We start from the raw sequence: 22,369 nt of genomic DNA, 5'->3' as shown, positions 1-22,369 counted from the left end.
ACCGATCACACCCGCGCTGCGGTGACAGCGGCCGAACCCCAAGTGGTTCTCCAGCGGCGCTTGACGTTCATCAGGCCGAACCAGGCCAGTACCGCCAGGCTCGCGAACAGCCACAGGCCAAGCTGATAGTCGCCGGTGTTCTGCTTGATGCTGCCCAGGCCCGCTGCGAGCAGGAAGCCACCGATGCCGCCTGCCATGCCGATCAGGCCGGTCATCACGCCGATCTCTTTACGAAAGCGCTGTGGCACCAGTTGGAAGACCGCGCCATTGCCAGCACCCAGGCCGAGCATTGCGGCGACGAACAGGGCCAGTGCAGCCCACGAGCTTGGCAGGTTGAAGCCCACCGCTGCGATGCCGATGGCTGCTACGGCATACATGACGGTCAGGGTGCGGATGCCGCCGAACCGGTCAGCCAGCGCGCCACCCAGCGGGCGCATCAGGCTGCCGCCGAACACGCACGCCGCTGTGTAATAGCCAGCAGTGATCGGGCTCAGGCCGTATTGGTCGTTGAAATAACCGGGCAGGGCGCTGGCCAGGCCGATGAAGCCGCCGAAGGTCACGCTGTAGAAGAACATGAACCACCAACTGTCCCGGTCGCCCAGAGCTTTGAGGTAGTCCGCCGTGGATTTGGGTTTGCTGCGCTCCGGTGCATTGCGTGCCATCAGCGTAAAGGCGATCAGCGTCAGCACCAGCGGGATCAGCGCCAGGCCGAACACGTTGCCCCAACCGAAGCTCGCCGCCAGTACCGGTGCGATCAATGCCGCGAGTACGGTGCCCGAGTTGCCTGCACCGGCGATGCCCATGGCCTTGCCCTGGTGCTGCGGCGGATACCATTGCGACGCCAGTGGCAGCGCGACGGCGAAAGACGCGCCGGCCATACCCAGGAACACGCCCAGCAGCAGCGCCTGCTCGTAGCTGTGAATGCCCAGTTGCCACGCCGTGAGCAGGGCACCGATCACGATAACCTGGCCGATGATGCCGGCGGTCTTGGGAGACAGCTGATCCGCCAACAGGCCCATGAAGAAACGCAGGATTGCCCCGGCCAGGATCGGCGTTGCGACCATCAGGCCGCGCTGTTGAGTGGTCAGGTGCAGGTCGGCGGCGATTTGCACCGCCATCGGGCCGAGCAGATACCAGACCATGAAACTCAGGTCGAAGTAGAGAAAGGCAGCGAACAGGGTCGGTTTGTGGCCGGCCTTCCAGAAGCTTGTATCCATTTGCACACCTCATCATCTGCTAGGGAGTCAGTCGGGTTCGAGACCACGACACAGGAATTTCCAGACGTTGTGGCGGAGTGTTCCGAGTGCCGGCGACTCCACCGGCCCCATCGCTGGGGCCAAAACGCAAAAAACGTCGCCTCTCTGTCCGCAGTGGCGAAAAGAGATGGGCGACGTCTTTGTCGTAAGGGGTGGCAACCGCCGTTGGCTACCTGTGAGAGGGATAAAGCAAGAGGCGGGCCAAACAAATGGTTTGTTCGGTAACAAGCGTCGCAGGCCTCAAGGGAGGCGCTTGAGGGGGCGACGGGGCAGGCATCGACGCGTCACGGCCCTCGTCAGGGCATGACCTTGAACCGGGCATTGACTGTGTGGAACGCCGCAAATAGGTGCGAGGCAATCGGAGCGGGGGAGCGCGGCCTTTGAATAGCGTCTCTGCGGGAGCGCGCACGCCTCGAACACTGCCGGTAAGCCGCTGCATATTACAGTTATAGTCACTATCAAGGCAGTTTTATTAAATCACAATGATAGTGTTTTGATGGTATTGAATGAGGAGCATCATAATGGGGGATGCGCTTAAGGCTTAATAGTTCATCCTTGTCAGGTATTTAATAGTGTTGCTTAACAGTAGGGAATATTTAATTTACTTTCCATCTTGTCTCTGAGAGGATCCCTCTCGTCTTGCAAGGCATGGCCTGCTTCGAAAAGGGCACGTCTGCGCAGTCAGCCAGCTTATTATGAAGGTGGCTTATTGCGATTATTTAATGGGTGCCTGAGTGCACCCTACATCAATCATCCTGTTGTTTCGGTGCATGCCGAGAGGACAGGTATGTTCAAGCGCACTTCAGCGATGTGAAAAGTTTGCATGCTGCATTGTCTTCATCTAAGCACTCGCATGGGCGAGCGCCAATAAAGGACATCAACATGAATAACGTCACTTATTCACCTACTGTGTGGACCCGGGCCGACGCGCTCAAGGTCAATGAAAACGATCCGACCACCACTCAGCCCCTGGTCAGTCCCGACTTTCCGGTCATGAGCGACACCGTCTTTATCTGGGACACCATGCCGCTGCGCGAGCTGGACGGCACGGTCGTGTCGGTCAACGGCTGGTCCGTGATCCTGACGCTCACGGCCGACCGTCACCCCACGGATCCCCAGTATCTGGGGGCTAATGGCCGCTATGACATCAAGCGAGACTGGGAAGATCGCCATGGTCGGGCGCGTATCTGCTACTGGTATTCGCGTACTGGCAAGGACTGGATCTTCGGCGGGCGTGTCATGGCCGAAGGCGTATCACCCACCACTCGAGAGTGGGCGGGTACCCCGATCCTGCTCAACGACAAGGGCGATATCGACCTTTATTACACCTGCGTCACACCGGGCGCTGCCATTGCCAAAGTTCGCGGCCGTGTCGTGACGTCTGACAGTGGTGTCATACTGACGGACTTTACTGAAGTCAAAACGTTATTTGAAGCCGACGGCACTTATTATCAAACAGAAGCCCAGAATGCCACCTGGAACTTTCGCGACCCCAGTCCTTTCATAGATCCCAATGATGGCAAGTTGTATATGGTCTTTGAAGGTAATGTCGCGGGTGAGCGCGGTACTCACGAAGTAGGCCCTGCTGAACTAGGTCCGGTGCCGCCGGGTCATGAAGAGGTAGGGGGTGCCAGATTTCAAGTGGGCTGTATCGGTCTTGCCGTGGCCAAAGACCTTAATGGCGATGAGTGGGATATTCTGCCGCCGCTTGTCACGGCAGTTGGAGTCAATGACCAGACCGAACGGCCGCATTATGTATTTCAGGACAACAAGTATTACTTGTTTACGATCAGCCACAAGTTCACCTATGCCGATGGCATCACCGGCCCTGATGGCGTTTATGGTTTTGTCAGTGAGCAGTTGTTTGGCCCTTATCGCCCTATGAATGCGTCAGGTCTGGTGCTGGGTAATCCTCCGTCTCAGCCGTTCCAGACCTATTCGCACTGCGTGATGCCCAACGGGCTGGTCACCTCGTTCATCGACAGCGTGCCCACGACGGGGCAGGACTTTCGCATCGGTGGCACCGAAGCGCCGACGGTGAGGATTCTGTTGCGGGGCGACCGTTCGTTTGTGCAAGAGTCGTATGACTACGGCTATATACCGGCGATGAAGGACGTGGTGCTGACTCAGTAATCCGGATGCATGCAGGCGTGAACGGCAAGCGTCTGCACAACGCGGCCTGCTGACAGGTACTGTAACTGTGGGAGGCGGCTTGCCGGCGATGGCGTCGGCGCGGTTTAACATCCAGGCCGCGTCATCGTTCATTGCCGGCAAGCCGCCTCCCACGATTAGTGTTTCGTCAGTATTTTCTCAATCTACATGTTCAACCCAGCAGTTCACTCATTGCAATGATCTGTTCGGCGACCTGAATCAGCTTCTGCTGGCGGCTCATCGCCTGGCGTCGCATCAGGGTGTAGGCCTCTTCCTCGTTGCAGTCCTTCATTTTCATCAGCAGACCCTTGGCCAGTTCGATGCGCTTGCGCTCAGCCAGTTGCTGGTCCCGGGCGTGCAGTTGCGCGCGCAGGGCCTGATCGCTTTCGAACCGGGCCATGGCCACGTCCAGAATGGGCTGCAGGCGCTGGGCCTGAATACCTTCGACGATGTAGGCGCTGACCCCGGACTTGATGGCCTGACGCATGACTCCGGGGTCGTGTTCGTCGGTAAACATCACGATAGGGCGGGGCTGGTCGCGGCTGACCAGGACGACCTGTTCCATGACGTCGCGTCCCGGAGACTCAGTGTCGATCAGGATGACGTCGGGCCGTACCGCGTCGACGCGTGCCGGCAGGTCGATGATGAAGCCTGATTCGTCGATGACCTCGAAGCCAGCCTCGATAAGTGCGGACTTCAGACGACCGACCTTTTTCGGGGTGTCGTTTATGAGCAGGATACGCAGCATGGTCACGTCCTCCTTCAACGACGGGCGGCAATGGGCGCAGCATCCGCCCAGGCGTTGAGCTTGAAGCTGCGCGCATAGGCAGCCGGATCACTGCCGTCCCAGACCTTGCCGTCGATCAACTGGCTGCTGCGCAGGGTCGAATCCGGCACCTCGATGCCCAATGCAATGGCCGCTTCACGGTACAAGGCCAATTGCTGAACCCGGTTGGCGACGGCCAGGTAATCCGGGTCTTCGCGCAGCAGGCCCCAGCGCCGGAACTGGGTCATGAACCACATGCCGTCTGACAACCACGGGTAATTGACCTGGCCCTCATTGTGAAACCTTACCGCGTGGCGGTCCTCCCAGTGATTGCCCAGGCCATCGCTGTAGTGGCCGAGCAAGCGGGGTTCGATGCAGTCCAGTGCGGTGTCCAGATACTCTGCGCCGCTCAGCAATTGCGCGGTGCTGCGCCGGTTGTGTTCGCTCTGTTCGATGAAGCGGCTCGCTTCCAGCACGGCCATGACCAGTGCTCTGGCAGTGTTGGGGTTCTGCTCGACGAATTCGCGGGTGCAACCCAACACCTTGCCGGGATGATCGGGCCAGATTGCCTGGCTGGTCGCCATGCTGAACCCCAGTTGCTGATTGACAGCGCTGGCAGCCCAGGGCTCGCCGACACAGAAGCCGTCGATACGCCCGGCCTGCAGGTGCTGGACCATCTGCGGTGGCGGTACCACCACACTGTTCACGTCGTCCAGCGGATGAATACCCTGGCTGGCAAGCCAGTAATAAAGCCACATGGCGTGATTGCCGGTAGGGAATGTCTGGGCAAAGGTCAGTTTCGGGCCGCTTTGGTGCACGCGTTTGTCCAGTGCTTCAGGAGTGACCACGCCACTGTCCTGAAGGCCACGCGACAGGTTGATGCACTGACCGTTCTGGTTAAGCCCCATCAGGATCGCCATGTCTTTGGCCGGGCCGCCGCTGATGCCCAGTTCGACGGCATAGATCATCCCGTAGAGGCTATGGGCTGCCTGGAGCTGGCCGCTGACCAGCTTGTCGCGCAGGCTCGCCCAGGAACTCTGACGCTTGAGGTTCAGGGTCAGTCCATACGGCTGGGCGAAGCCCTGCGTAGCCGCCACGACCAGCGAGGCACAGTCGGTCAGTGCCATGAAACCCACGTCCAGGCTGTTGATCTCGGGCGCATCGCTGCCGTTTACCCAGTCCAGCGCATTGCTTGTTGGTTCGTTCATACCGCGTGCTTCATCAGGGACATCCAGAAAAAAAGCGTCGCCCAGCCCGTTGCACGATGCAAGGGCTGGAGCGACGCCGTTGTCCGGGCACCGCTCCTTCGTTGGAACGCGTGCCGATAATGGGTTGAAGCAAGGCATATGCCAGTGCTCGACGGGTCAGGGTAACAAGTTTTTCGCATGCCTCGCGTGCGGGCCCTCCACACGGCTATAATCGCGGCCCTGAATTCAGCTTCTCACGAGCCTAGCCCGCCCATGTATAACCTGGCCCGCCAGTTACTGTTCAAACTTTCCCCGGAAACCTCCCATGACCTCTCGCTGGACCTGATTGGTGCCGGCGGGCGGTTGGGCCTCAATGGCCTGTTGAGCAAGGCACCGGCGAAGGTGCCGGTCAACGTGATGGGGCTTGAGTTTCCCAATCCGGTGGGACTGGCAGCAGGCCTGGACAAGAATGGCGCGGCCATCGACGGATTCGCTCAATTGGGTTTCGGCTTTGTAGAGATCGGCACGGTCACGCCGCGTCCTCAGCCAGGCAACCCCAAACCACGGATCTTTCGCTTGCCTCAGGCAGAAGCGATCATCAACCGGATGGGCTTCAACAACCTGGGCGTCGACAATCTGGTCAGCCGAGTGCAGGCCGCGAAATACAGCGGCATTCTGGGCATCAACATCGGCAAGAATTTCGACACGCCCGTCGAGCGTGCGGTGGATGATTACCTGATTTGCCTGGACAAGGTCTACGACCATGCCAGCTACGTGACGGTCAACGTCAGTTCGCCGAACACACCAGGCCTGCGCAGCCTGCAATTCGGCGATTCGCTCAAGCAGTTGCTTGAGGCGCTGAGCCTGCGCCAGCAGGAACTTACGCAGCGCCATGGCAAGCGTGTGCCACTGGCCATCAAGATCGCCCCGGACATGACCGATGAAGAAACCGTGCTGGTCGCCGCTGCGCTGATCGAGTCCGGCATGGATGCGGTCATCGCGACCAATACCACCCTTGGCCGCGAAGGCGTCGAAGGGCTGCCGCATGCGGACGAGGCGGGCGGTCTGTCGGGTGCTCCGGTGCGCGAGAAGAGCACCCACACCGTGAAGATACTGGCGGGCGAGTTGGCAGGGCGCATGCCGATCATCGCGGCGGGCGGTATCACCGAAGGGCGTCACGCCGCAGAGAAGATCGCGGCGGGTGCGAGTCTGGTACAGATCTACTCCGGCTTCATTTACAAAGGGCCGGCATTGATCCGTGAGTCGGTGGACGCGATTGCGGCGATGCCACGCGAGCGGGGATAAAACTCAGGTAAAAAAAGGGGCTCCTGAAGAGCCCCTGGGCTTTTGGCCCGCCGCCCGGATGGGGCGTGCATGGTGTGGGTGTAGATGGTCAGTCAATATAGCCTTGATGATGGACTGGTCGGGGCCTGTATCTCCAGAAGCGCCTTATCCGACCGCGTGAAGTTCGTTGAGTCTGTGGATTCCCGCAGTGCCGGTCATACCGTCCCAGTTGTCGCCGCGTCCTTCTCGCCAACCATTGATCCATGCCTGGCGTACTGACGGTAGAGTAAAAGGGCAAAGCTCACGGGATTTACCATGAACGCCGTATTGATATCCGCGTAAAAATGCTCTTTCCAACGGATCACGCTTAAGTCTTCTCATAGGGTATTGCCCTCGTCTGTTGACTGTTATATCCCTGAGACCTCATGGTGAGGTCGGGCAGAAAGATCTGCCGTTGGTGCCCGCTGCCGGCGTCGCGGGCCTTTGTGTCAAATCCGTTGCGGAGATGACCTGAGGTGATTTCTAACCAAAGCGCCGGACGCTGTGAATGACCGTTTTGTCATAAGCACGTCACATTTAGGTCTGTCGAGTGATAAGCAAGGTCGGGTTTCACTACCGATTTTTGACGTAAGCCTTTTGACGCGGGCGTTTCAGGCCGAACTGAGAGCGCGTCTCAGGTGCAGGTGATGGCTGAATGCTTTAAGTGCAAATTCGACGAAGGGTCGAGATGTGACTTTTTGTTTCCCACTTCGTCGGGTTGAATGTTCGTTCTTCATATAGGGAAGCTATGTGAAGAAGATGATGTATTGAAAACTGCCGCACCGACACTGCCCTGATCACACGGCAGGTTGATGCAGCGGACCGGCACATTTGACGTGCCACGCAGGCGTACTCCAAGAAAGGCGCCTGTTTAAAATCTGGTCGGGCAATGCGTTGCCCGCCGCTGACGGCTCAGGCCCTGGAATACACATGTCGGATCGCTACGAACTTTTCCTCACTTGCCCCAAAGGTCTTGAAGGACTGCTGGCTGAAGAGGCCACGGCACTCGGCCTTGAGGACACCCGCGAACACACCTCGGCGATTCGCGGCTCGGCCGACATGGAGACCGCTTACCGGCTGTGCCTGTGGTCCCGTCTTGCCAACCGCGTGTTGCTGGTGCTCAAACGCTTCCCGATGAAGGACGCCGAAGATTTGTACCACGGCGTTCTCGACGTTGAATGGCATGACCATCTCGAATCGGACGGCACCATTGCCGTGGAATTCAGCGGCCACGGTTCGGGCATCGACAATACCCACTTCGGTGCGCTGAAGGTCAAGGATGCGATTGTCGACAAGCTGCGCACGCCTGACGGGGAGCGCCCGTCGGTGGACAAGATCAACCCCGATCTGCGCGTGCACCTGCGCCTGGATCGCGGTGAAGCGATTCTGTCGCTGGACCTGTCCGGCCATAGCCTGCACCAGCGTGGCTATCGTTTGCAGCAGGGTGCTGCTCCCCTGAAAGAAAACCTTGCTGCGGCCATCCTCGTACGGGCCGGCTGGCCGCGCATCGCTGCTGAAGGCGGCGCGCTGGCCGACCCCATGTGCGGCGTGGGCACCTTCCTGGTCGAGGCCGGCCTGATTGCTGCCGACATTGCACCGAACATCAAGCGTGAGCGCTGGGGGTTCTCTGCCTGGCTGGGTCACGTCCCGGCCCTGTGGCGCAAGCTGCACGACGAGGCGCTGGCGCGTGCCGAGGCTGGCCTTGCCAGGCCGCCTCTGTGGATTCGCGGCTATGAAGCCGACCCGCGTCTGATTCAGCCTGCGCGCAACAACATCGAGCGCGCAGGGCTGAGCGACTGGATCAAGGTTTATCAAGGCGAAGTCGCGACCTTCGAGCCGCGGCCGGATCAGAATCAGAAAGGTCTGGTCATCTGCAACCCGCCGTACGGCGAGCGTCTGGGCGACGAAGCCAGCCTGCTGTATCTCTACCAGAATCTGGGCGAGCGTCTGCGTCAGTCGTGCCTGAACTGGGAAGCCGCGGTGTTCACCGGTGCGCCGGACCTGGGCAAGCGCATGGGCATTCGCAGCCACAAGCAGTATTCGTTCTGGAACGGCGCGCTGCCCTGCAAGCTGCTGCTGATCAAGGTGCTGCCGGATCAGTTCGTCACCGGCGAGCGCCGCACCCCGGAACAACGTCAGATCGAGCGCGAAACCCCGGTCGAGGCCGAGGTTGAAGTCGAGAAGAAATTCAACAAGAACGGCAACCCGATCAAGCCGGCTCCCGTGGTGGTCGAGCAGGCGCGCTTGAGCGAAGGCGGGCAGATGTTTGCCAACCGCCTGCAGAAGAACCTCAAGCTGATGGGCAAGTGGGTGCGCCGCGAGGGTATCGACTGCTATCGCGTGTACGACGCCGACATGCCCGAGTACTCGATGGCCATCGATCTGTATCACGACTGGGTGCATGTGCAGGAATATGCTGCGCCCAAGTCCATCGACCCGGAGAAAGCCTCGGCCCGTCTGTTCGACGCGCTGGCGGCCATTCCTCAGGCGCTGAACATCGACAAGAGCCGCGTGGTGATCAAGCGTCGCGAGCGTCAGAGCGGTACTCGCCAGTACGAACGTCAGAGCGCACAGGGTCAGTTTCTGGAAGTCAGCGAAGGTGGCGTCAAGCTGCTGGTCAACCTGACCGATTACCTGGACACCGGGCTGTTCCTCGATCACCGCCCGATGCGCATGCGCATCCAGCGCGAGGCCGCCGGCAAGCGCTTCCTCAACCTGTTTGCCTATACCGCGACCGCTAGCGTTCACGCGGCCAAGGGTGGCGCGCGCAGCACCACCAGCGTCGACCTGTCGCGCACGTACCTGGACTGGGCGCGTCGCAACCTGTCGCTTAATGGTTTCTCCGACAAGAACCGTCTGGAGCAAAGCGACGTCACGGTCTGGCTGCAGGCTTGTCGTGAAGAGTACGACCTGATCTTCATCGATCCGCCGACGTTCTCCAACTCCAAGCGCATGGAAGGCGTGTTCGACGTGCAGCGTGATCAGGTCGAGTTGATCGACCTGGCCATGGCGCGTCTGGCACCGGGCGGCGTGCTGTATTTCTCCAACAACTTCCGCAAGTTTGTGCTCGACGAAAACCTGGGCCAGCGTTATGCCGTGGAGGAGATCACCGCCCAGACCATCGACCAGGATTTTGCCCGCAACAGCAAGATTCACCGGGCCTGGAAGATCACTGCGCGCGCGTGATGCAGGGTGTGAACAACGAATCTGCGCACTGAGTACGCAGGTTCGTTCATCACCCACTAGGCAAATTACTGGCGAATAGCTATAAACAAAGCACAGCCAGCGTGGCGCAACACCCTGTTGGCGTCATGAGTTGCGTTTATGGCGGCGAAACGGTTCAGGCTCAGGGTGCTGGGCTTCATCAGCGAGCAGGTTTCAGCGTGGCTGGTTGCGGTTCTGACGTTTGTGGTCGGTGCCGCACTGACGCTCATGCTGGCGCTGGCTGACCATGACCTCTACCAACTCCAGTTGCGTCAGCGTTTCGACATCCTGGCCAGCGAGCGTTTCAGCCGCATTCAGGAGCGTCTTGACCGTCAGGTCAGCAGGCTGGACACCGTCCGCCGTTTCTTTCTTTTCTCCAAGCAGGTCGACCAGGCCGAATACGACGGTTTCGTAACACCGTTGCTGATGGGCACGCAGGCGTATGCCTGGAATCCCAGGGTGACTCGGGCCGAGCGTGCTGCGTTCGAGCAGTCGATGCGCAATCGTGGATTACCGGCGTTTTCCATTCGTGAGCTTGATGAGCAGGGCCAGTTGACCATCGCAGGCGAGCGTGCCGAATACTTCCCGGTCCTGTATATCGATTCGCTGAGCAAGATCCCGCCGCCGTTGGGTTTCGACATTTATTCTGAGCCGATACGACGTCTTGCGCTGGACCGGGCACGCCAGCTCGATCACATCGTTGCGACGCCGCGCATCAAACTGCTGGCGCTCGATCCTTCGGACAGCCAGGGCATACTGTTGGTAGCCCCTGTGTTTTCCGCTGATCGCTCACCCGATCAGCCGTCGGCACTCAGAGGCATGCTGACGGCGATCATCAGTCTTGCCCAGTTGATGAGCGTCGGTCCTGCTGAGCGGGACAATCTGGCAATCACGCTCACTGACCTGAGTGCGCAGCCGACCCCGGAACAGGTTTACCAGTCGCCTGTCGCCGGCATTGCCGACGACCTTTATCAGAGTACCGTGCTGAGCTTCGGTGACCGGGATTATCTGATGGAAGTACGGCCCTCCGAGCTGTTCCAGCAAAGTAACCGGATGACCACTGACAACATCCTCTGGCTCGGCGGCTTATTGAGTCTGATGCTCAGTGCGCTGCTCTATAGCCTCATCGGTCAGCGTCAGCGAGCGCTTCTGCGGGTGGACCAGCGCACGCGCGAGCTGCGTGTTCGCGAACAGCAACTGCGGGTCGCCAATGGCCAGTTGCGCAATGTGTTGAATGCCGCGACTGAGGTGGCGATCATTGCCACTGACCTGAGTGGCGTCATCAGCACGTTCAATGTGGGCGCCCAGAGAATGCTCGGCTACTCGGACGAAGAGGTGCTGGGCCGGTTCACGCTCAAGGATTTTCAGCAATCGGCACTGACAGATGCCAATGCCGACAGCGACGCTTGGCTGTTGCAGGACATGCTGTCGGCGGCCGCGCATGACGGAAGCCATTCGGCACGCGAGCTGACCTTTCAACGCCGTGATGGCACGACGCTGGTGGTCAGCATGCTGGTCACGGCGATGCGTGACGATCAGGGGCACTGGACCGGCTGCCTCGCCGTGTGTACGGACATGACCGAGCATCGGCGTGTGCATGACGCACTGGAAGCCAAGGGACAACTGCTGAAAAAGCTGGGCTCGCAAGTGCCTGGCGGCATTTATCAGTACCAGCTGGATGCCGATGGCCAATCGCGTTTCAGGTACGTCAGCGTTGGCATGTGCGAGTTGTTCGAGCTGGACGAGGCGCAGTTACTGGTCGACGCTGAAATCCTGATGCGCCGTATTCATCCGATGGACCTGATCAGAATCAAGAGTTCGATCATTCCCAGCGCTCAACAACTGACGCCCTGGAGCGAAGAATATCGCGTGGAATTGCCCCGCAAAGGCTTGCGCTGGCTACGCGCCGCCTCGACGCCTGAACAGTTGGAGGGCGGTGCTGTGTTGTGGCATGGGTTTGTGTCCGACATCTCGGACCTCAAGCGGGTCGAGCAGGAGCTGCGAGCACTATCGGTGACCGATGTGCTGACTGGAGCCTTCAATCGGCGTTATTTCCAGGATCGGTTGCAGGCCGAGCTCAAACGTATCGACAGGCACGGCGGAGACCTGTCGATCATCATGCTCGATATCGACCATTTCAAACGTATCAATGACCGCTTCGGGCATGGTGTGGGGGATCTGGTGCTCAAGGCGATCTCGCAGCGAATTACTCAGCGCCTGCGCACCGATGACGTTTTTTGCAGGTTGGGTGGCGAAGAGTTCATGGTGCTGTGCCCCGGAACACAAGGCAGCCATGCCTATCAATTGGCGCTGAGCCTGCGTGACGAGTTGAGCCGTGCTGATATCAAGGGTGTGGGCCGGGTGACTGCGAGCTTCGGAATTGCCAGTTGGCGGGAAGGCGAGGGCGTCGACGCAATGCTGCAGCGCGCCGATTCCGGCGTATACGCGGCCAAGCAGTCGGGCCGTGACAAGGTAGAGCCGGAGCAGGCCTGATCGGAGTCAGGCCGCTGCTCTTTGTCGAAGGCTCTAGGGGTAAAAGTGGCTGGGCTTGCTGACTTTACGCACAGAGCCCGGGCCAGGTGGTGTCAGGGCTGCTGGATCGACACCGTGGTATTGCCCAGCTTGGGCTGACGGTAGAGATCGACCAGCACCTCGTCGAGCACCGAGGATGCACCGAACGGGCGTGGATCATTGAGAATCGCCACGACAGCCCAGGTATTACCGTTACTGTCGCGGCTGAAGCCTGCAATGGCGCGTACGGTATTGAGTGTGCCGGTCTTGATGTGTGCCTCGCCCAGCAGCGGGGTGCGTTTCAGGCGTTTTCGCATGGTGCCGTCCAGCCCCGCCAATGGCATGGAACTCATGAATTCTGCGGCATACGGGCTGCGCCATGCCGCTTGCAGAATGACTGCCATCTCACGAGCGCTGACACGTTCGGCGCGAGACAGACCTGAACCGTTCTCCATCACCAGATGCGGCGCCGTGATGCCTTTTTTCGCCAGCCAGCCGCGAATCACTCGCTGTGCGGCTTTTGCGTCATCGCCGTCGGCGTCACTGCGAAACTCCTCGCCCAGGCTGAGAAACAGCTGCTGCGCCATGGTGTTGTTGCTGTACTTGTTGATGTCGCGAATGACTTCTACCAGGTCCGGCGAAAACGCCTTGGCCAGCAGCTTGGCGTTGCCCGGCACGACATCGACACGGTCCTTGCCCTGGATGGTGCCGCCCAGCTCCTGCCAGATGGCGCGTACGGCACCCGCTGCGTAGGTCGGATGGTCCAGCAGCGACAGGTAAGTCTGGGAGTTGCAGCCGTTGCCCAATTGACCGGTCACCGTCACCTTGACGCTGCCGTCAGGCTGGTTCACCGGGTTGTAACGCACATCGCCCGTGCACTGTTTGGACGCGACAGCCTTGACCTGATTGTCGACCTGAATCGTGGCGATGGGCGGCTCGACCGAGACCAGGATGCGGCCGTCGTCGTTGCGGGTGACAAAGCGCAGGGCCTTGAGGTTGACCATCAGCGAATCCGGTTTGACCAGAAACGGCTTGTTGTCGTCGTTGCCGTCATCGTTGAAGACCGGCAATTGCGGTTGCACGAAGTGGCTGCGATCCAGCACCAGATCACCGGTGACCTGCTGTACGCCATTGGCACGCAGGTCGCGCATCAGCAGCCAGAGCTTTTCCATGTTCAGCTTGGGGTCGCCCCCGCCCTTGAGGTACAGGTTGCCGCGCAGTACGCCGTTGCTCAGGGTGCCATCGGTGAAGAATTCGGTTTTCCACTGGTGGGTGGGGCCAAGGATTTCCAGTGCCGCGTAGGTGGTGATCAGCTTCATGGTGGACGCCGGGTTCACCGACACGTCGGCATTGAACACAGTCGGCGTGCCTGGACCATTGAGCGGCAGCATGACCAGCGACAATGCATCATCACCGAGTTTGCTGGCCTTGAGGGCCTGTTGAACCTTGGGGGACAGTGTGGTGTTGATGACGGCCGCGTTGACGGTAAAGGCCATGGGAACGAGCAATGTAGCGATCAGAAGAGAGCGGAACGGCTTGATCATGAATAAAACCCTACTGCATAAGGGGAAACAAAAATGAGAGCGTGGATGAATGCCCTCGGTAACCAGTCGCTGACTATTGGGTAACTTGAATGGCGCGGGTAACTGCCGTGGCGTAACTATAGTGAAAATTCAAAACCCGTGAAAAATCAAAACCTGTGAAAAAGTGAAAGCAGCGAACGTCAAAAAACGAATAGTCGAGCACGCAAAAATGAACGTGCGAACACGCTAAGGCTGCGCAGGTGGCGTTGTTCTGCACCCCGCTGCGCCCAGGCGTGCGGCATTATGCCCCAAGCAGGGCCGGCATGTGATGGGGCAGGCGTCAGGAAAACGCTATTTTTTCAAGCATCTGACAGGTCATCTTCAAGCGATGCCGGTCCTGGAGGAGAGGCGACAGTCTTCAAGGCAGGCGTGGCGCAAAAAAATAGGGCCATCACAGAGGATGGCCCTACCGAACATCAGTGCGCTTTCAAGGTATCAGGCAGCCTGATTGATCGGCTTTTCAGGGTACCAGGCGTCCAGCAGCGGGCTGACTTCGACGCTTTCCACTTCGTCGCGGCCTTTGAGCCAGGCTTCAACGATGCGGCGGTGTTCTTCAGTGACCGAGCCACGTTCGGCCAGGCAGACCAGACCGTAGTCATCGCCACCGACGTAGTCGAGCCCGTTTGCGTCCATCGCTTCAGTCAGGAACGCGTCGAGGAATGCATCGATTGCCTCGTCAGCCAGATCTTCCTTGAAGCCCAGGTTAAGTTCGAACCCCAATTCCTGGAACTCGTCTACACACAGTTTTTTGCGCAGACGGCGGGAGCGGTTAGTGGCCATGAAACATTCCTCTTGAGTAATTACGCGGCGCACTTTAACAGTTTCAAGGGGGCGATGCCTGAATGAGTGCACAGCCGCCTGCATTTTGTTACATGCAGGCGACTGTGAGGCCGGTGTAACGGGGCCGACAGGTTCAACGTCCAGGCGGGGAATGCCCTGGAGTTTCGGCCCTGGCCTGTTGGGCGACCAGTGCCCGTTCAAGTTCGATCATGGTCATGTTGACGACCCCGTGGGCAGCTTGCAGTTGGGCATCGGCTGCGTCTGGCTCACACGCAGCCTCAAGCGCGTCACAGGCCTGGACCACCTGAGCGGCGCTGATGATGCGGGCGGCGCCCTTGATGCGGTGGGCCATTTCACGCACATCGTCACGACGGCCTTCACGCATGAGGGTGGCGAGCAATTGTCGATCTTCCCGGTTGCTCTGCAGGAGTTGGGCAAGCAGGCGCTTGACCATCTCGGGGCGTTCGCCCGTCAGGCTGTGGACGCTGCTCAGGTTGAAGGCGGGTGCTGAATGCACCACCGGCTCAAGATGAGCCAGCTTCTCGCTGAGCAGTGCCAGGCTGATGGGTTTGAACAGGCAATCGTTCATTCCCGCGTCCATGCAGCGATGGATTTCCTCAGGCTGAGCGTTGGCCGTGAATCCCCAGACCGGGCATGGCTCAAGCTTGAGAGAGTGTTCATGAGCCCTTATGCCGCGGGTCAGATCGTAACCGTTCATGACCGGCATATTGCAGTCGGGAATATCACGATAACGTAACTGATTGATTTTAAAGGGCTTAAAATCCTCCCCAAAACTCCCCCAATATATCCCTAAAACGAATCACGCGACTTCAATCCACTCTGACCCGCGACCATCTTTATACATCTCGGTCATCGCTGCGTTGCGGTGCCCAAGTAGCTTCTGAGGATCACGGCCCTCTAATGCATGAAGCCTTGCGGCCAGGGAGCGCATTTCGTGGAAGCTGGGTGGGTTCGCGCCTAAATCAATGCCGAGCGCTGCAGCGCCCTTATCCCTGGCCTCGGCGAAAGCGAGCGTCAAAGTGTTCAGCTTTACTGGACTACCTGCTTTCGCGACGGCGACCGTCCTTGCGTGATGCACCAAGTGCTTCGAAAGCACTCTGTCTCTGCACATTTTTATTACGCTCGACAGGTCAAGGTCTATTGCTTCGAGCCTTAGGCTGGTACTGATCCGCAGACGAGCGCCCGTTTTCGACTGTATGACATGCAAGAAGCCGTCTGCCTCATCCTTGAACAGCATCGAGCCTATGTCGTCTCTGCGTTGTCCTGTGAGCAGGGCAAGCTCCATCGCCCGCTTAAGCCAGGGCCTGTCAGTCGCTGCGTGAGCTGCTTTCCAGAGTTCGAGGCTTAGGCGCCCGCGCTTCACTTTTGACCGTGCCGCCTTTGTCGCATCGACGGGGTTTAGGTCACACCACCCAGCCGCAATGGCTTCTGTGAAGACATCCCGTAGCAAGGACCTCAATGCTTTGGACATTGGCGCTTTCCCGGCCTTAGTGAATGTGGCGAGGAACGTCGCTATATCCATCGTCCGGATACTGCGCATGTATTTATCACCGAAAGCTTCCTTGAGCACCCTGAGCCTACTTTTGAGAGTTCGAACGGTATGCACGCTGAGACCCCTTTCTCGGTAGATCAGGTCGTACTCAACAAGCCAATCAGCGAACAAACGGTCAAGCGAAGCGACTGGCTCGGTGATCCTCTCCCTTAGTGTTGGTCTCAGCACGTCCGCATGATTGGCAGCAACAGCTTCCATAATCGCTGCCGCCTTATCCTTGCCCAAGCCGAACATTCGGCCTGTGAGTGGATCACGATATGTGTAGTAGGTTTGGCCGTTACGTTTGTCGGTTTTTCGATACAAGTTAGGCGGGAGGTCTTTTGATCCAGCGTTACGCGGCCTTGGAACCATTACGTGCACTCTCTATTCGGCTGATCAGGCTTCCGCCCGTAATGCGGACAATCGGTTTTTCGGGCTCGCTGTATTGCGCCTCGGCTTCGACATAGTAGCTTCGGCCATGCTTTACGGGAGCTGGCGCTATTCGGCCTTCGCGAGCCCACTTGCGCAGCGTATTCAGGCTGGGCGGCGTCCGAAACTGGTCTGCCGCCCACTCGTCGAGGGTAACTTTGCTCATTTTATTGCTCCGGGCCGCGTTGGGCGGCAGAAGGGGTTATCCGATAAGAACGCTGCGCACGACTTCCCAGAGCTGGGCTGGCGTCCACTGATAGCGATCAAACTGATCGTCGGGCTGCGTGCCGATCAGGCAGCTTGAGTGAGCGCCACGGGAGTACTCGCCGCACTTCTGCAGAATGGTGGCGACCTTGCCGTCTCCTTGAGGCTCGGTTCGGTGGTAGTGGTATGCAGTCTGCCCATAGGTAAGGCCGGCCGTTATGGTCTCGTCATGGATCTTGACCATTTGTACTCGGCCATCAGGCACCCACGGGCGCCCGCCACATGAAGTGCGTGCGCCCTCGTGCAGATAGAGCATGTATTCTCCATCGGGATCAGGGTCGGCCCTGAATTCGATGTTGCGCTGCTCACCAATGATCACGCGCGAGGTGAAGCTAAAGCGGTGATCATGGATGGCTGAATGCTCGAAGCATGCGCGGCGCGGTAGTTCTGGGTGCCAGACGTGTAGGCGCTGGCTACCTTCGAGCTGGACCTGCACAAAGCCTAGGCCGTGAAGGGTGATTTCGTCGTTCATTACGTCATCAATGATCATGCGCATATCTCCGCCCGCCGATCACCGGCAGGCTCTGTAGGGAAGGGGGTATCAGGCAGAAACTGCCGATCACTGCTATGGTTCATGCGGCCAGCAGGAGCTGGGGCAACGCCAAGGAGAGGTCATGGAATGCACCACAACAGCAGATGAGGTGTATAGCCCGCGCAATGCCAGGCTCGGCAGGCGGGCGGTGGACGGCAATATCTGGTCGGACCGAACGATGATTTTCAGAATCATCGACGACCGGGTCTACTCAATGCATGACCAGTACCTGGGCAGGCTCAAGTACGGCATGGCGATGACTGACAGGGGAGAGCTGATTTTCACGTTGCGTTAGGCTCACGGCTTCAGCCGGCGTGCCCACCAGCACACCGGACCATCGTCCGTGTCATGAATAGCCAGGCAGAACCAGTCTTCACCATCAGGGCGATCTGGCTCCCAGTAACTGCAGTCAGGATCGCCTGCTTCGAAGTAGCGATCAGCAACAGCTTTGTCGCTTGCGTACTCAAGTTCGACCTGACCCACTTCGAGGGCTTGCTCAGCGACCCACGCTTTGCATTTCTCGCCGTCGCCCTCCTCGAAGTCCGGCATATCCGGGTGCTGGAAGAAACCGTTTTCGTCGCGAATGACGGGCGCTGGCTGGATGAATACGATCTTTCCTTCAGGCATGACTTCGTCCTTGCCGCACACGCGGCTGACATTGAATTGATTGAAGTGGTGGGGATTGCGGGGATTTCAGCTTGTCATAACTGATTCAAAATCCGCATGACTATCCAGCGCACGACTGGCGCAGCCTTGCTGCTAACGGTCGCTTTGTAGCGCGGGCCGCCCTGACATTCGCCGGAAAGCCTATTTCACAGCGTGATCAGCGTGTAGTTTTCGGAAATCTTGAAGATGCTCGCATTCAAGATGGGTGAGGCGTCTAAGCGAGGCTCTGCTTGAACTGCCGGCATTCTTTGTTCTCCCTTGCCGCCAACGCCGCTGAGCCAGCCGGTAATCCCGCCTTCACCATCATCTATCGGAGTTTTGCTCTTGGGCGACGGCCGTGAGCTCCAAAAGGGTAAAAGACTGGCTGATGCACCTTTTAAAGTTCAACGCTTTCAGCCTGGTCAGGGATGTAAAATTAAAACTGTTCAGCGACTCGTCATAGGAATTTCCCCATAACTACGCAGGTCATGGCGCAGCGAATTAGCCATTATCGAGTTTTCGATGATGCGAACTGTTTCAGTGCATCAAACATCTTTTGCTCATATACGCCAGGTGAAAATGGAACCGAATTAGATTCGTAAACTTCACCGCGTACATCCGATACGAACAGCCTGGCCGGAGAGGCATTTCCCAAGAATGATTTAAAGCGATCTCTGTCCGCAGCTGTCATCGATTGAATTTCATCAGATTCGAATTTAATTACCTTGTACGACTGGGGTTGCAAGGTGGCAGCTTCTGGGGAGCTATCGTAGTCGCTCATCTTCATAGAGAAGTCCAGATAATTTCCTTCGCCTAAATTTGCTCTGAAGAGGGCCTGAGGTTTTAAAGATGTTGCTCCACTTCCTTGGTTTCCCACGGCACAGGTTATTACTAGTTTTGTTCTGCTTGGCATGACCGTTGATTTAAACTCGGTCCAATCCTTGTTGGCTTGATCGTATTTAATGTTTAAGTTGTCTCTTTCTCGTCTTTTTGATTCAAGACTATCGGTGATCTTTTCTTTTAGGCTGTCGATTTTCTTTTCTGTGTTGGACTCTTGCGAGTTGCTTAGTGATCGCGATGCTGTGCTCATGAAGAAACGCTGGTAACTGGTGCTGTCATTATCATGTAAGTCGGCTAACTGGTTCAGTATTGTTTTTTGATCGGCACCAGAGAAGCCGAAAGCAAGTTTTTTCTCCGTGTGCTCAATTTCAGTAGATAGAGAAATTATACGATTCTTGAAGATTAGTAGGGAGCGATCTATTTCTTCCGGGGAAAATTCCATCTCGCGCTGAGGAATGATACTGGGGTATCCGTAGCTAACAATAAATTTTAAAGATGAAAGTTCGTTGAGCTTAATTAGGTCGATTGGTTGGGAACTTGTGGCTTTGACAGATGTGACCTCTAGCGCCATGTCTGGGGATTTGAAATCATGGAACTGGCTTATGAAAACGATTATAACCACAACAACGCTCGCAAAAAACTGCCAGGTTTTCACGAAAAAGTTTTTAAGCCAAGTTGTGATAGACTGAATCATCTATGTATATCCATATTGATAGAATTGCCCATGATATCACGTTGGCATCGCAGCGATAGGCTGCTCGTACATAAGGTGCGAGGCGGAAGCCGCCGGCCATCCTATGCATAGGAGTCTCGGGCGGAGAAACCTGCGATCCGAAGATACTTGTGGATAACAACTGCAACAGGCCAGTGGTTCGCAGCCCATAGAGCGTTGTCACCAGCATTGCGCGCGGGTATTCCATCCGCCGAGCCCGGCGAACAAATCAATTGCTGTGGTCATGCTCATCCTCGCCGGGGTGGCGTGAGTCGTTGAGTGGTGTGGTTACGCGCTGAAAAGGTTGAGTTGCTGTTCTTTCAGAGCGCTTTCGTGTTGGGCCAGCAGGCTTTTGGCGTGCGCGTGACTGATCCGCGCCTTGGCGATCGCCATGTACGCGGCGTCTTGCTCGATCCCGATGAAGTTGAAGTCTTCGAGTACTGCCGCCTTGCCTGTGCTGCCTGAGCCCATGAAAGGGTCAAGCGTTTTCCCGCCAGGTGGAGTGACCAGCCGGAGCAGGTAGGCCATCAGTTCCGTGGGTTTCACCGTTGGATGGTTGTTGCCCTTTGTGTCCGCTACCTGCACCTTGCGCAAGGTGGTGCCCTGCTTGAACTGGGGGCCGGGGTCAATCAGGCCCTCATGCCGATCAGCGCGAGTCGTCTTTGCGCAGTAGAAAAAACGCGCAGCGCTTTCGTCGCTTTCTACTCTGGCGGCGTGATCGAGGGCAGGGCGCATCCCGCCGAATATCCCGTTGGGAGACTGCCGGCAGACGCCGTGCGATTTCAAATCACCTTGCTGGCCCTTTGCGCTCGGGAAAGCAGCACGAACAACCTCGCTTCCGTCATGAATCAGGTTCGCTGGCCATCGGCCAAGCGGATCGCCGCCACGGACGCCCGGGCGTGCAGCGAAATTCGTCCCACCGCTCTCGGCGTAGCGCTTATCTTGAGATGCCTCGCCGATTCGTTGCCTGCTCTCGCCTGTTGGATCTATTCGGCAAGCATCAATGTTGATTGCCCCGGTACCGTGCTGCTCAACATTTGCAGCAACTGTCCCGGAGAATGGCTTGCGCGCCATACAAATCGGCTCATGCGCGGGCTTCAGAGCAGTGCCCCAACCAGCGCGATCGCCTTTCAGGTTGTGCGACTTCGGAAAGCCGGAGCCGAACACCCACATAATCTGGTCACGGATCTCAAAGCCCGCCATTTCTATGCCTACAGCCATGTGGTGGTAGGTCCGGGCGGCGGCGAATGACAGCAGGTGCCCGCCGGGCTTGAGTACTCGCAAGGCCTCTGTTGCCCATTCCAGCGTGAATGCTTGGAAGGCTCGCATACCGGCTGGCGTCAGGTCGTACTTTCCCGCTTCGGCTGCGACCGATCGGTGCCCGCCGTTCGGCCCGCATGCCCCAGCGTGTGACGGCATGCTGGCCCGGTATGCGGCACGATCTTCGATGTCTTGGCCGTCCCAGCTTTTGCCCATGAAGCGAATGCCATAGGGCGGATCAGTTACAACGCTGTCGATCGAGTTCGCAGGCAAGCCGCGCAGCACCTCTAGGCAGTCGCCCAGGTGTAATTCATAGTCCATGGTCGATTCCTATCGGGCGCCGACATTGCTTGCTAGCGTCACTTATGAAATTGAGGTATTGAAGAGGGGATGTTTTGGACGTGGCTGATAGCTACTACGATTTGGATTTACCAGGGAAGATCATCATGGATGTAGCGCATTGCACGGCCGATGGCCGAAATTATTCGGCTCTAAGCTTTGAAGCTTTGGATGATTCAGTTATCGAGGCTTACCGCCGCCAATTAGTCTGTCCCGAGTGCAGGGGGCCAGCTTTTTTTCGTAAGGAGTCAACCAGTGGGCAGGCGGCTTGCTTCGGTGCGCGGCCTCACGGCGAGAATTGCTCGTTAGCTGCCGTGGATTCTTCGCAAGGCGGTATGTCCGGTCCTGATAAAGAGGAGCGTATAAATCACGGAGAGCGGATCGAGATCGATTTCAAATTTGGTGCGAGCCCTGTTCTGCATCCCGGACCAGATGCCGACGATGACGGCGCCGGGCGAGGGGGGAGATTTCGAGGAGGCCAAAGGGCGCAAACTTCAGTTTCACATCGAAGGCTTAGTACTCTGCTTAAAAACCTCATGCACAGTGAGGACTTTTGCAGGTCAGATCAGTTGATAGCTTTGCCCGAGGGCGAGTACCGGGTAAAAGACCTATTTGTCAAATTTGATGAAATTAACGTGCACCACCTAAACTCCTTCAGGGGATACTGGGGATTGATCACAGATGCAGGTTTGTCCAAAGGGGAATCAAAAAGCCTTTGGCTTAATAGCGGGGCAACTGATGACGTCAGCATTGTTGTTGACGCTTCGCTGAGCGTTCCTTTCCTAGAAAGATTTCCCGTAGCGGACACAGATGAGTTGTCTGGGAGCTATGTCTTGGTGTTCGGAGAGCTCAAGGTTTCGAATAGCGCTCGTAAGAAGCGGTTCATAGCGACCAAGGACATTTCGCGCATAACTCTGAGTCTTGCTTAGGGAATCTCCGAACAAGTCCCAAGATGTGCTGAAATACGCCTGACCACCTGATCCGAGCCGCCCATGAGCCAGATGAGCTTTTCCGATTTCGAATATGCCGGCAAGC

The 22,369-nt window shown here is 57.8% G+C and carries 19 protein-coding genes and 1 pseudogene; 6 read left to right on the top strand and 14 right to left on the bottom strand.

Going from position 1 to position 22,369, the window contains the following annotated elements; translation table 11 throughout:
* Positions 1-5: 5 nt before the first annotated feature.
* Complete coding sequence (locus tag BUB69_RS18645; RefSeq protein ID WP_024688557.1) at positions 6-1,217, bottom strand: nitrate/nitrite transporter; 1,212 nt, start codon at positions 1,215-1,217, stop codon at positions 6-8.
* Between the two features lie 921 nt (positions 1,218-2,138).
* Between BUB69_RS18645 and BUB69_RS18640 the strand changes: the two genes are divergently transcribed.
* Positions 2,139-3,389, top strand: a complete 1,251-nt coding sequence (locus BUB69_RS18640; protein WP_141121875.1) for a glycoside hydrolase family 68 protein — start codon at positions 2,139-2,141, stop codon at positions 3,387-3,389.
* Positions 3,390-3,579: 190 nt separating this feature from the next.
* Here BUB69_RS18640 and BUB69_RS18635 read toward each other — a convergent pair whose 3' ends face one another.
* Both BUB69_RS18635 and BUB69_RS18630 read right to left on the bottom strand, forming a co-directional pair.
* Positions 3,580-4,155 carry an ANTAR domain-containing response regulator gene (locus BUB69_RS18635; protein WP_024688555.1) on the bottom strand — a complete coding sequence of 192 codons (576 nt, stop codon included), beginning with the start codon at positions 4,153-4,155 and terminating at the stop codon, positions 3,580-3,582.
* Positions 4,156-4,169: 14 nt separating this feature from the next.
* The gene (locus BUB69_RS18630) at positions 4,170-5,381 is read right to left on the bottom strand and encodes a CmpA/NrtA family ABC transporter substrate-binding protein (RefSeq protein ID WP_073169313.1); all 1,212 of its coding nucleotides are present in this window, start codon (positions 5,379-5,381) and stop codon (positions 4,170-4,172) included.
* 252 nt (positions 5,382-5,633) lie between these two features.
* Between BUB69_RS18630 and BUB69_RS18625 the strand changes: the two genes are divergently transcribed.
* Positions 5,634-6,665 carry a quinone-dependent dihydroorotate dehydrogenase gene (locus BUB69_RS18625; protein ID WP_073169311.1) on the top strand — a complete coding sequence of 344 codons (1,032 nt, stop codon included), beginning with the start codon at positions 5,634-5,636 and terminating at the stop codon, positions 6,663-6,665.
* Positions 6,666-6,809: 144 nt separating this feature from the next.
* On the opposite strand, the gene rmf is transcribed toward BUB69_RS18625, so the two are convergent.
* Complete coding sequence (gene rmf / locus BUB69_RS18620) at positions 6,810-7,025, bottom strand: ribosome modulation factor (RefSeq protein ID WP_002553055.1); 216 nt, start codon at positions 7,023-7,025, stop codon at positions 6,810-6,812.
* A gap of 588 nt (positions 7,026-7,613) precedes the next feature.
* Here rmf and rlmKL point away from each other — a divergent pair.
* Together rlmKL and BUB69_RS18610 are read left to right on the top strand one after the other, a co-directional pair.
* Positions 7,614-9,869 (top strand): bifunctional 23S rRNA (guanine(2069)-N(7))-methyltransferase RlmK/23S rRNA (guanine(2445)-N(2))-methyltransferase RlmL, encoded by a 2,256-nt coding sequence (gene rlmKL / locus BUB69_RS18615; protein ID WP_073169309.1) that lies wholly within the window; start codon positions 7,614-7,616, stop codon positions 9,867-9,869.
* A gap of 138 nt (positions 9,870-10,007) precedes the next feature.
* Complete coding sequence (locus BUB69_RS18610; RefSeq protein WP_073169307.1) at positions 10,008-12,380, top strand: sensor domain-containing diguanylate cyclase; 2,373 nt, start codon at positions 10,008-10,010, stop codon at positions 12,378-12,380.
* Between the two features lie 92 nt (positions 12,381-12,472).
* Here BUB69_RS18610 and dacB read toward each other — a convergent pair whose 3' ends face one another.
* From dacB to BUB69_RS18580, 6 genes are all read right to left on the bottom strand, one after another.
* The gene (gene dacB, locus BUB69_RS18605; RefSeq protein ID WP_073169305.1) at positions 12,473-13,942 is read right to left on the bottom strand and encodes a D-alanyl-D-alanine carboxypeptidase/D-alanyl-D-alanine endopeptidase; all 1,470 of its coding nucleotides are present in this window, start codon (positions 13,940-13,942) and stop codon (positions 12,473-12,475) included.
* A 474-nt stretch (positions 13,943-14,416) separates the two neighbouring features.
* Positions 14,417-14,761 carry a YggL family protein gene (locus BUB69_RS18600; protein ID WP_073169303.1) on the bottom strand — a complete coding sequence of 115 codons (345 nt, stop codon included), beginning with the start codon at positions 14,759-14,761 and terminating at the stop codon, positions 14,417-14,419.
* Positions 14,762-14,894: 133 nt separating this feature from the next.
* Positions 14,895-15,488: a response regulator gene (locus BUB69_RS18595; RefSeq protein WP_073169301.1), complete on the bottom strand. Its 594-nt coding sequence runs from the start codon at positions 15,486-15,488 to the stop codon at positions 14,895-14,897.
* Between the two features lie 93 nt (positions 15,489-15,581).
* Positions 15,582-16,685: a phage integrase Arm DNA-binding domain-containing protein gene (locus tag BUB69_RS18590; protein WP_073169299.1), complete on the bottom strand. Its 1,104-nt coding sequence runs from the start codon at positions 16,683-16,685 to the stop codon at positions 15,582-15,584.
* Positions 16,666-16,908, bottom strand: coding sequence for an excisionase (locus BUB69_RS18585; RefSeq protein ID WP_002553062.1), 243 nt, complete (start codon positions 16,906-16,908; stop codon positions 16,666-16,668). The genes BUB69_RS18590 and BUB69_RS18585 overlap by 20 nt, the downstream gene beginning before the upstream one ends.
* A 36-nt stretch (positions 16,909-16,944) precedes the next feature.
* Positions 16,945-17,496: a hypothetical protein gene (locus tag BUB69_RS18580; protein WP_073169297.1), complete on the bottom strand. Its 552-nt coding sequence runs from the start codon at positions 17,494-17,496 to the stop codon at positions 16,945-16,947.
* A gap of 124 nt (positions 17,497-17,620) precedes the next feature.
* Here BUB69_RS18580 and BUB69_RS18575 point away from each other — a divergent pair, with 124 nt between their 5' ends.
* A complete protein-coding gene (locus tag BUB69_RS18575; protein WP_024695365.1) occupies positions 17,621-17,833 on the top strand; it encodes a hypothetical protein in 213 nt (70 codons plus the stop codon).
* Positions 17,834-17,835: 2 nt separating this feature from the next.
* Here the strand turns inward: BUB69_RS18575 and BUB69_RS29175 are convergent, their stop codons facing one another.
* The 4 genes and pseudogenes from BUB69_RS29175 to BUB69_RS18560 all read right to left on the bottom strand — a co-directional run bounded on the left by BUB69_RS29175 (position 17,836) and on the right by BUB69_RS18560 (position 21,316).
* Positions 17,836-18,165, bottom strand: coding sequence for a hypothetical protein (locus tag BUB69_RS29175; protein WP_073169295.1), 330 nt, complete (start codon positions 18,163-18,165; stop codon positions 17,836-17,838).
* A gap of 526 nt (positions 18,166-18,691) precedes the next feature.
* On the bottom strand, positions 18,692-19,717 hold the full coding sequence (locus BUB69_RS18565) for a hypothetical protein (protein WP_073169293.1): 1,026 nt from the start codon (positions 19,715-19,717) through the stop codon (positions 18,692-18,694).
* 149 nt (positions 19,718-19,866) lie between these two features.
* Positions 19,867-19,981 (bottom strand): annotated as a pseudogene (locus BUB69_RS29705) (DNA cytosine methyltransferase); the annotation flags it as partial.
* 42 nt (positions 19,982-20,023) lie between these two features.
* The gene (locus tag BUB69_RS18560) at positions 20,024-21,316 is read right to left on the bottom strand and encodes a DNA-methyltransferase (RefSeq protein ID WP_073169291.1); all 1,293 of its coding nucleotides are present in this window, start codon (positions 21,314-21,316) and stop codon (positions 20,024-20,026) included.
* A gap of 80 nt (positions 21,317-21,396) precedes the next feature.
* Between BUB69_RS18560 and BUB69_RS18555 the strand changes: the two genes are divergently transcribed.
* Positions 21,397-22,263 carry a hypothetical protein gene (locus tag BUB69_RS18555; protein WP_141121874.1) on the top strand — a complete coding sequence of 289 codons (867 nt, stop codon included), beginning with the start codon at positions 21,397-21,399 and terminating at the stop codon, positions 22,261-22,263.
* Positions 22,264-22,369: the final 106 nt, after the last annotated feature.

Origin of the sequence: Pseudomonas asturiensis (assembly GCF_900143095.1) — a bacterium.
GTDB lineage: Bacteria > Pseudomonadota > Gammaproteobacteria > Pseudomonadales > Pseudomonadaceae > Aquipseudomonas > Aquipseudomonas asturiensis.
This window is presented reverse-complemented; position numbering and strand designations above follow the sequence as displayed.

Excerpts from the sequence above, each read along its gene's own strand:
- BUB69_RS18645 (WP_024688557.1), bottom strand. The coding sequence starts at position 1,217 with ATGGATACAAGCTTCTGGAAGGCCGGCCACAAACCGACCCTGTTCGCT.
- BUB69_RS18640 (WP_141121875.1), top strand. The coding sequence starts at position 2,139 with ATGAATAACGTCACTTATTCACCTACTGTGTGGACCCGGGCCGACGCG.
- BUB69_RS18635 (WP_024688555.1), bottom strand. The coding sequence starts at position 4,155 with ATGCTGCGTATCCTGCTCATAAACGACACCCCGAAAAAGGTCGGTCGT.
- BUB69_RS18630 (WP_073169313.1), bottom strand. The coding sequence starts at position 5,381 with ATGAACGAACCAACAAGCAATGCGCTGGACTGGGTAAACGGCAGCGAT.
- BUB69_RS18625 (WP_073169311.1), top strand. The coding sequence starts at position 5,634 with ATGTATAACCTGGCCCGCCAGTTACTGTTCAAACTTTCCCCGGAAACC.
- rmf (WP_002553055.1), bottom strand. The coding sequence starts at position 7,025 with ATGAGAAGACTTAAGCGTGATCCGTTGGAAAGAGCATTTTTACGCGGA.
- rlmKL (WP_073169309.1), top strand. The coding sequence starts at position 7,614 with ATGTCGGATCGCTACGAACTTTTCCTCACTTGCCCCAAAGGTCTTGAA.
- BUB69_RS18610 (WP_073169307.1), top strand. The coding sequence starts at position 10,008 with ATGGCGGCGAAACGGTTCAGGCTCAGGGTGCTGGGCTTCATCAGCGAG.
- dacB (WP_073169305.1), bottom strand. The coding sequence starts at position 13,942 with ATGATCAAGCCGTTCCGCTCTCTTCTGATCGCTACATTGCTCGTTCCC.
- BUB69_RS18600 (WP_073169303.1), bottom strand. The coding sequence starts at position 14,761 with ATGGCCACTAACCGCTCCCGCCGTCTGCGCAAAAAACTGTGTGTAGAC.
- BUB69_RS18595 (WP_073169301.1), bottom strand. The coding sequence starts at position 15,488 with ATGCCGGTCATGAACGGTTACGATCTGACCCGCGGCATAAGGGCTCAT.
- BUB69_RS18590 (WP_073169299.1), bottom strand. The coding sequence starts at position 16,685 with ATGGTTCCAAGGCCGCGTAACGCTGGATCAAAAGACCTCCCGCCTAAC.
- BUB69_RS18585 (WP_002553062.1), bottom strand. The coding sequence starts at position 16,908 with ATGAGCAAAGTTACCCTCGACGAGTGGGCGGCAGACCAGTTTCGGACG.
- BUB69_RS18580 (WP_073169297.1), bottom strand. The coding sequence starts at position 17,496 with ATGATCATTGATGACGTAATGAACGACGAAATCACCCTTCACGGCCTA.
- BUB69_RS18575 (WP_024695365.1), top strand. The coding sequence starts at position 17,621 with ATGGAATGCACCACAACAGCAGATGAGGTGTATAGCCCGCGCAATGCC.
- BUB69_RS29175 (WP_073169295.1), bottom strand. The coding sequence starts at position 18,165 with ATGCCTGAAGGAAAGATCGTATTCATCCAGCCAGCGCCCGTCATTCGC.
- BUB69_RS18565 (WP_073169293.1), bottom strand. The coding sequence starts at position 19,717 with ATGATTCAGTCTATCACAACTTGGCTTAAAAACTTTTTCGTGAAAACC.
- BUB69_RS18560 (WP_073169291.1), bottom strand. The coding sequence starts at position 21,316 with ATGGACTATGAATTACACCTGGGCGACTGCCTAGAGGTGCTGCGCGGC.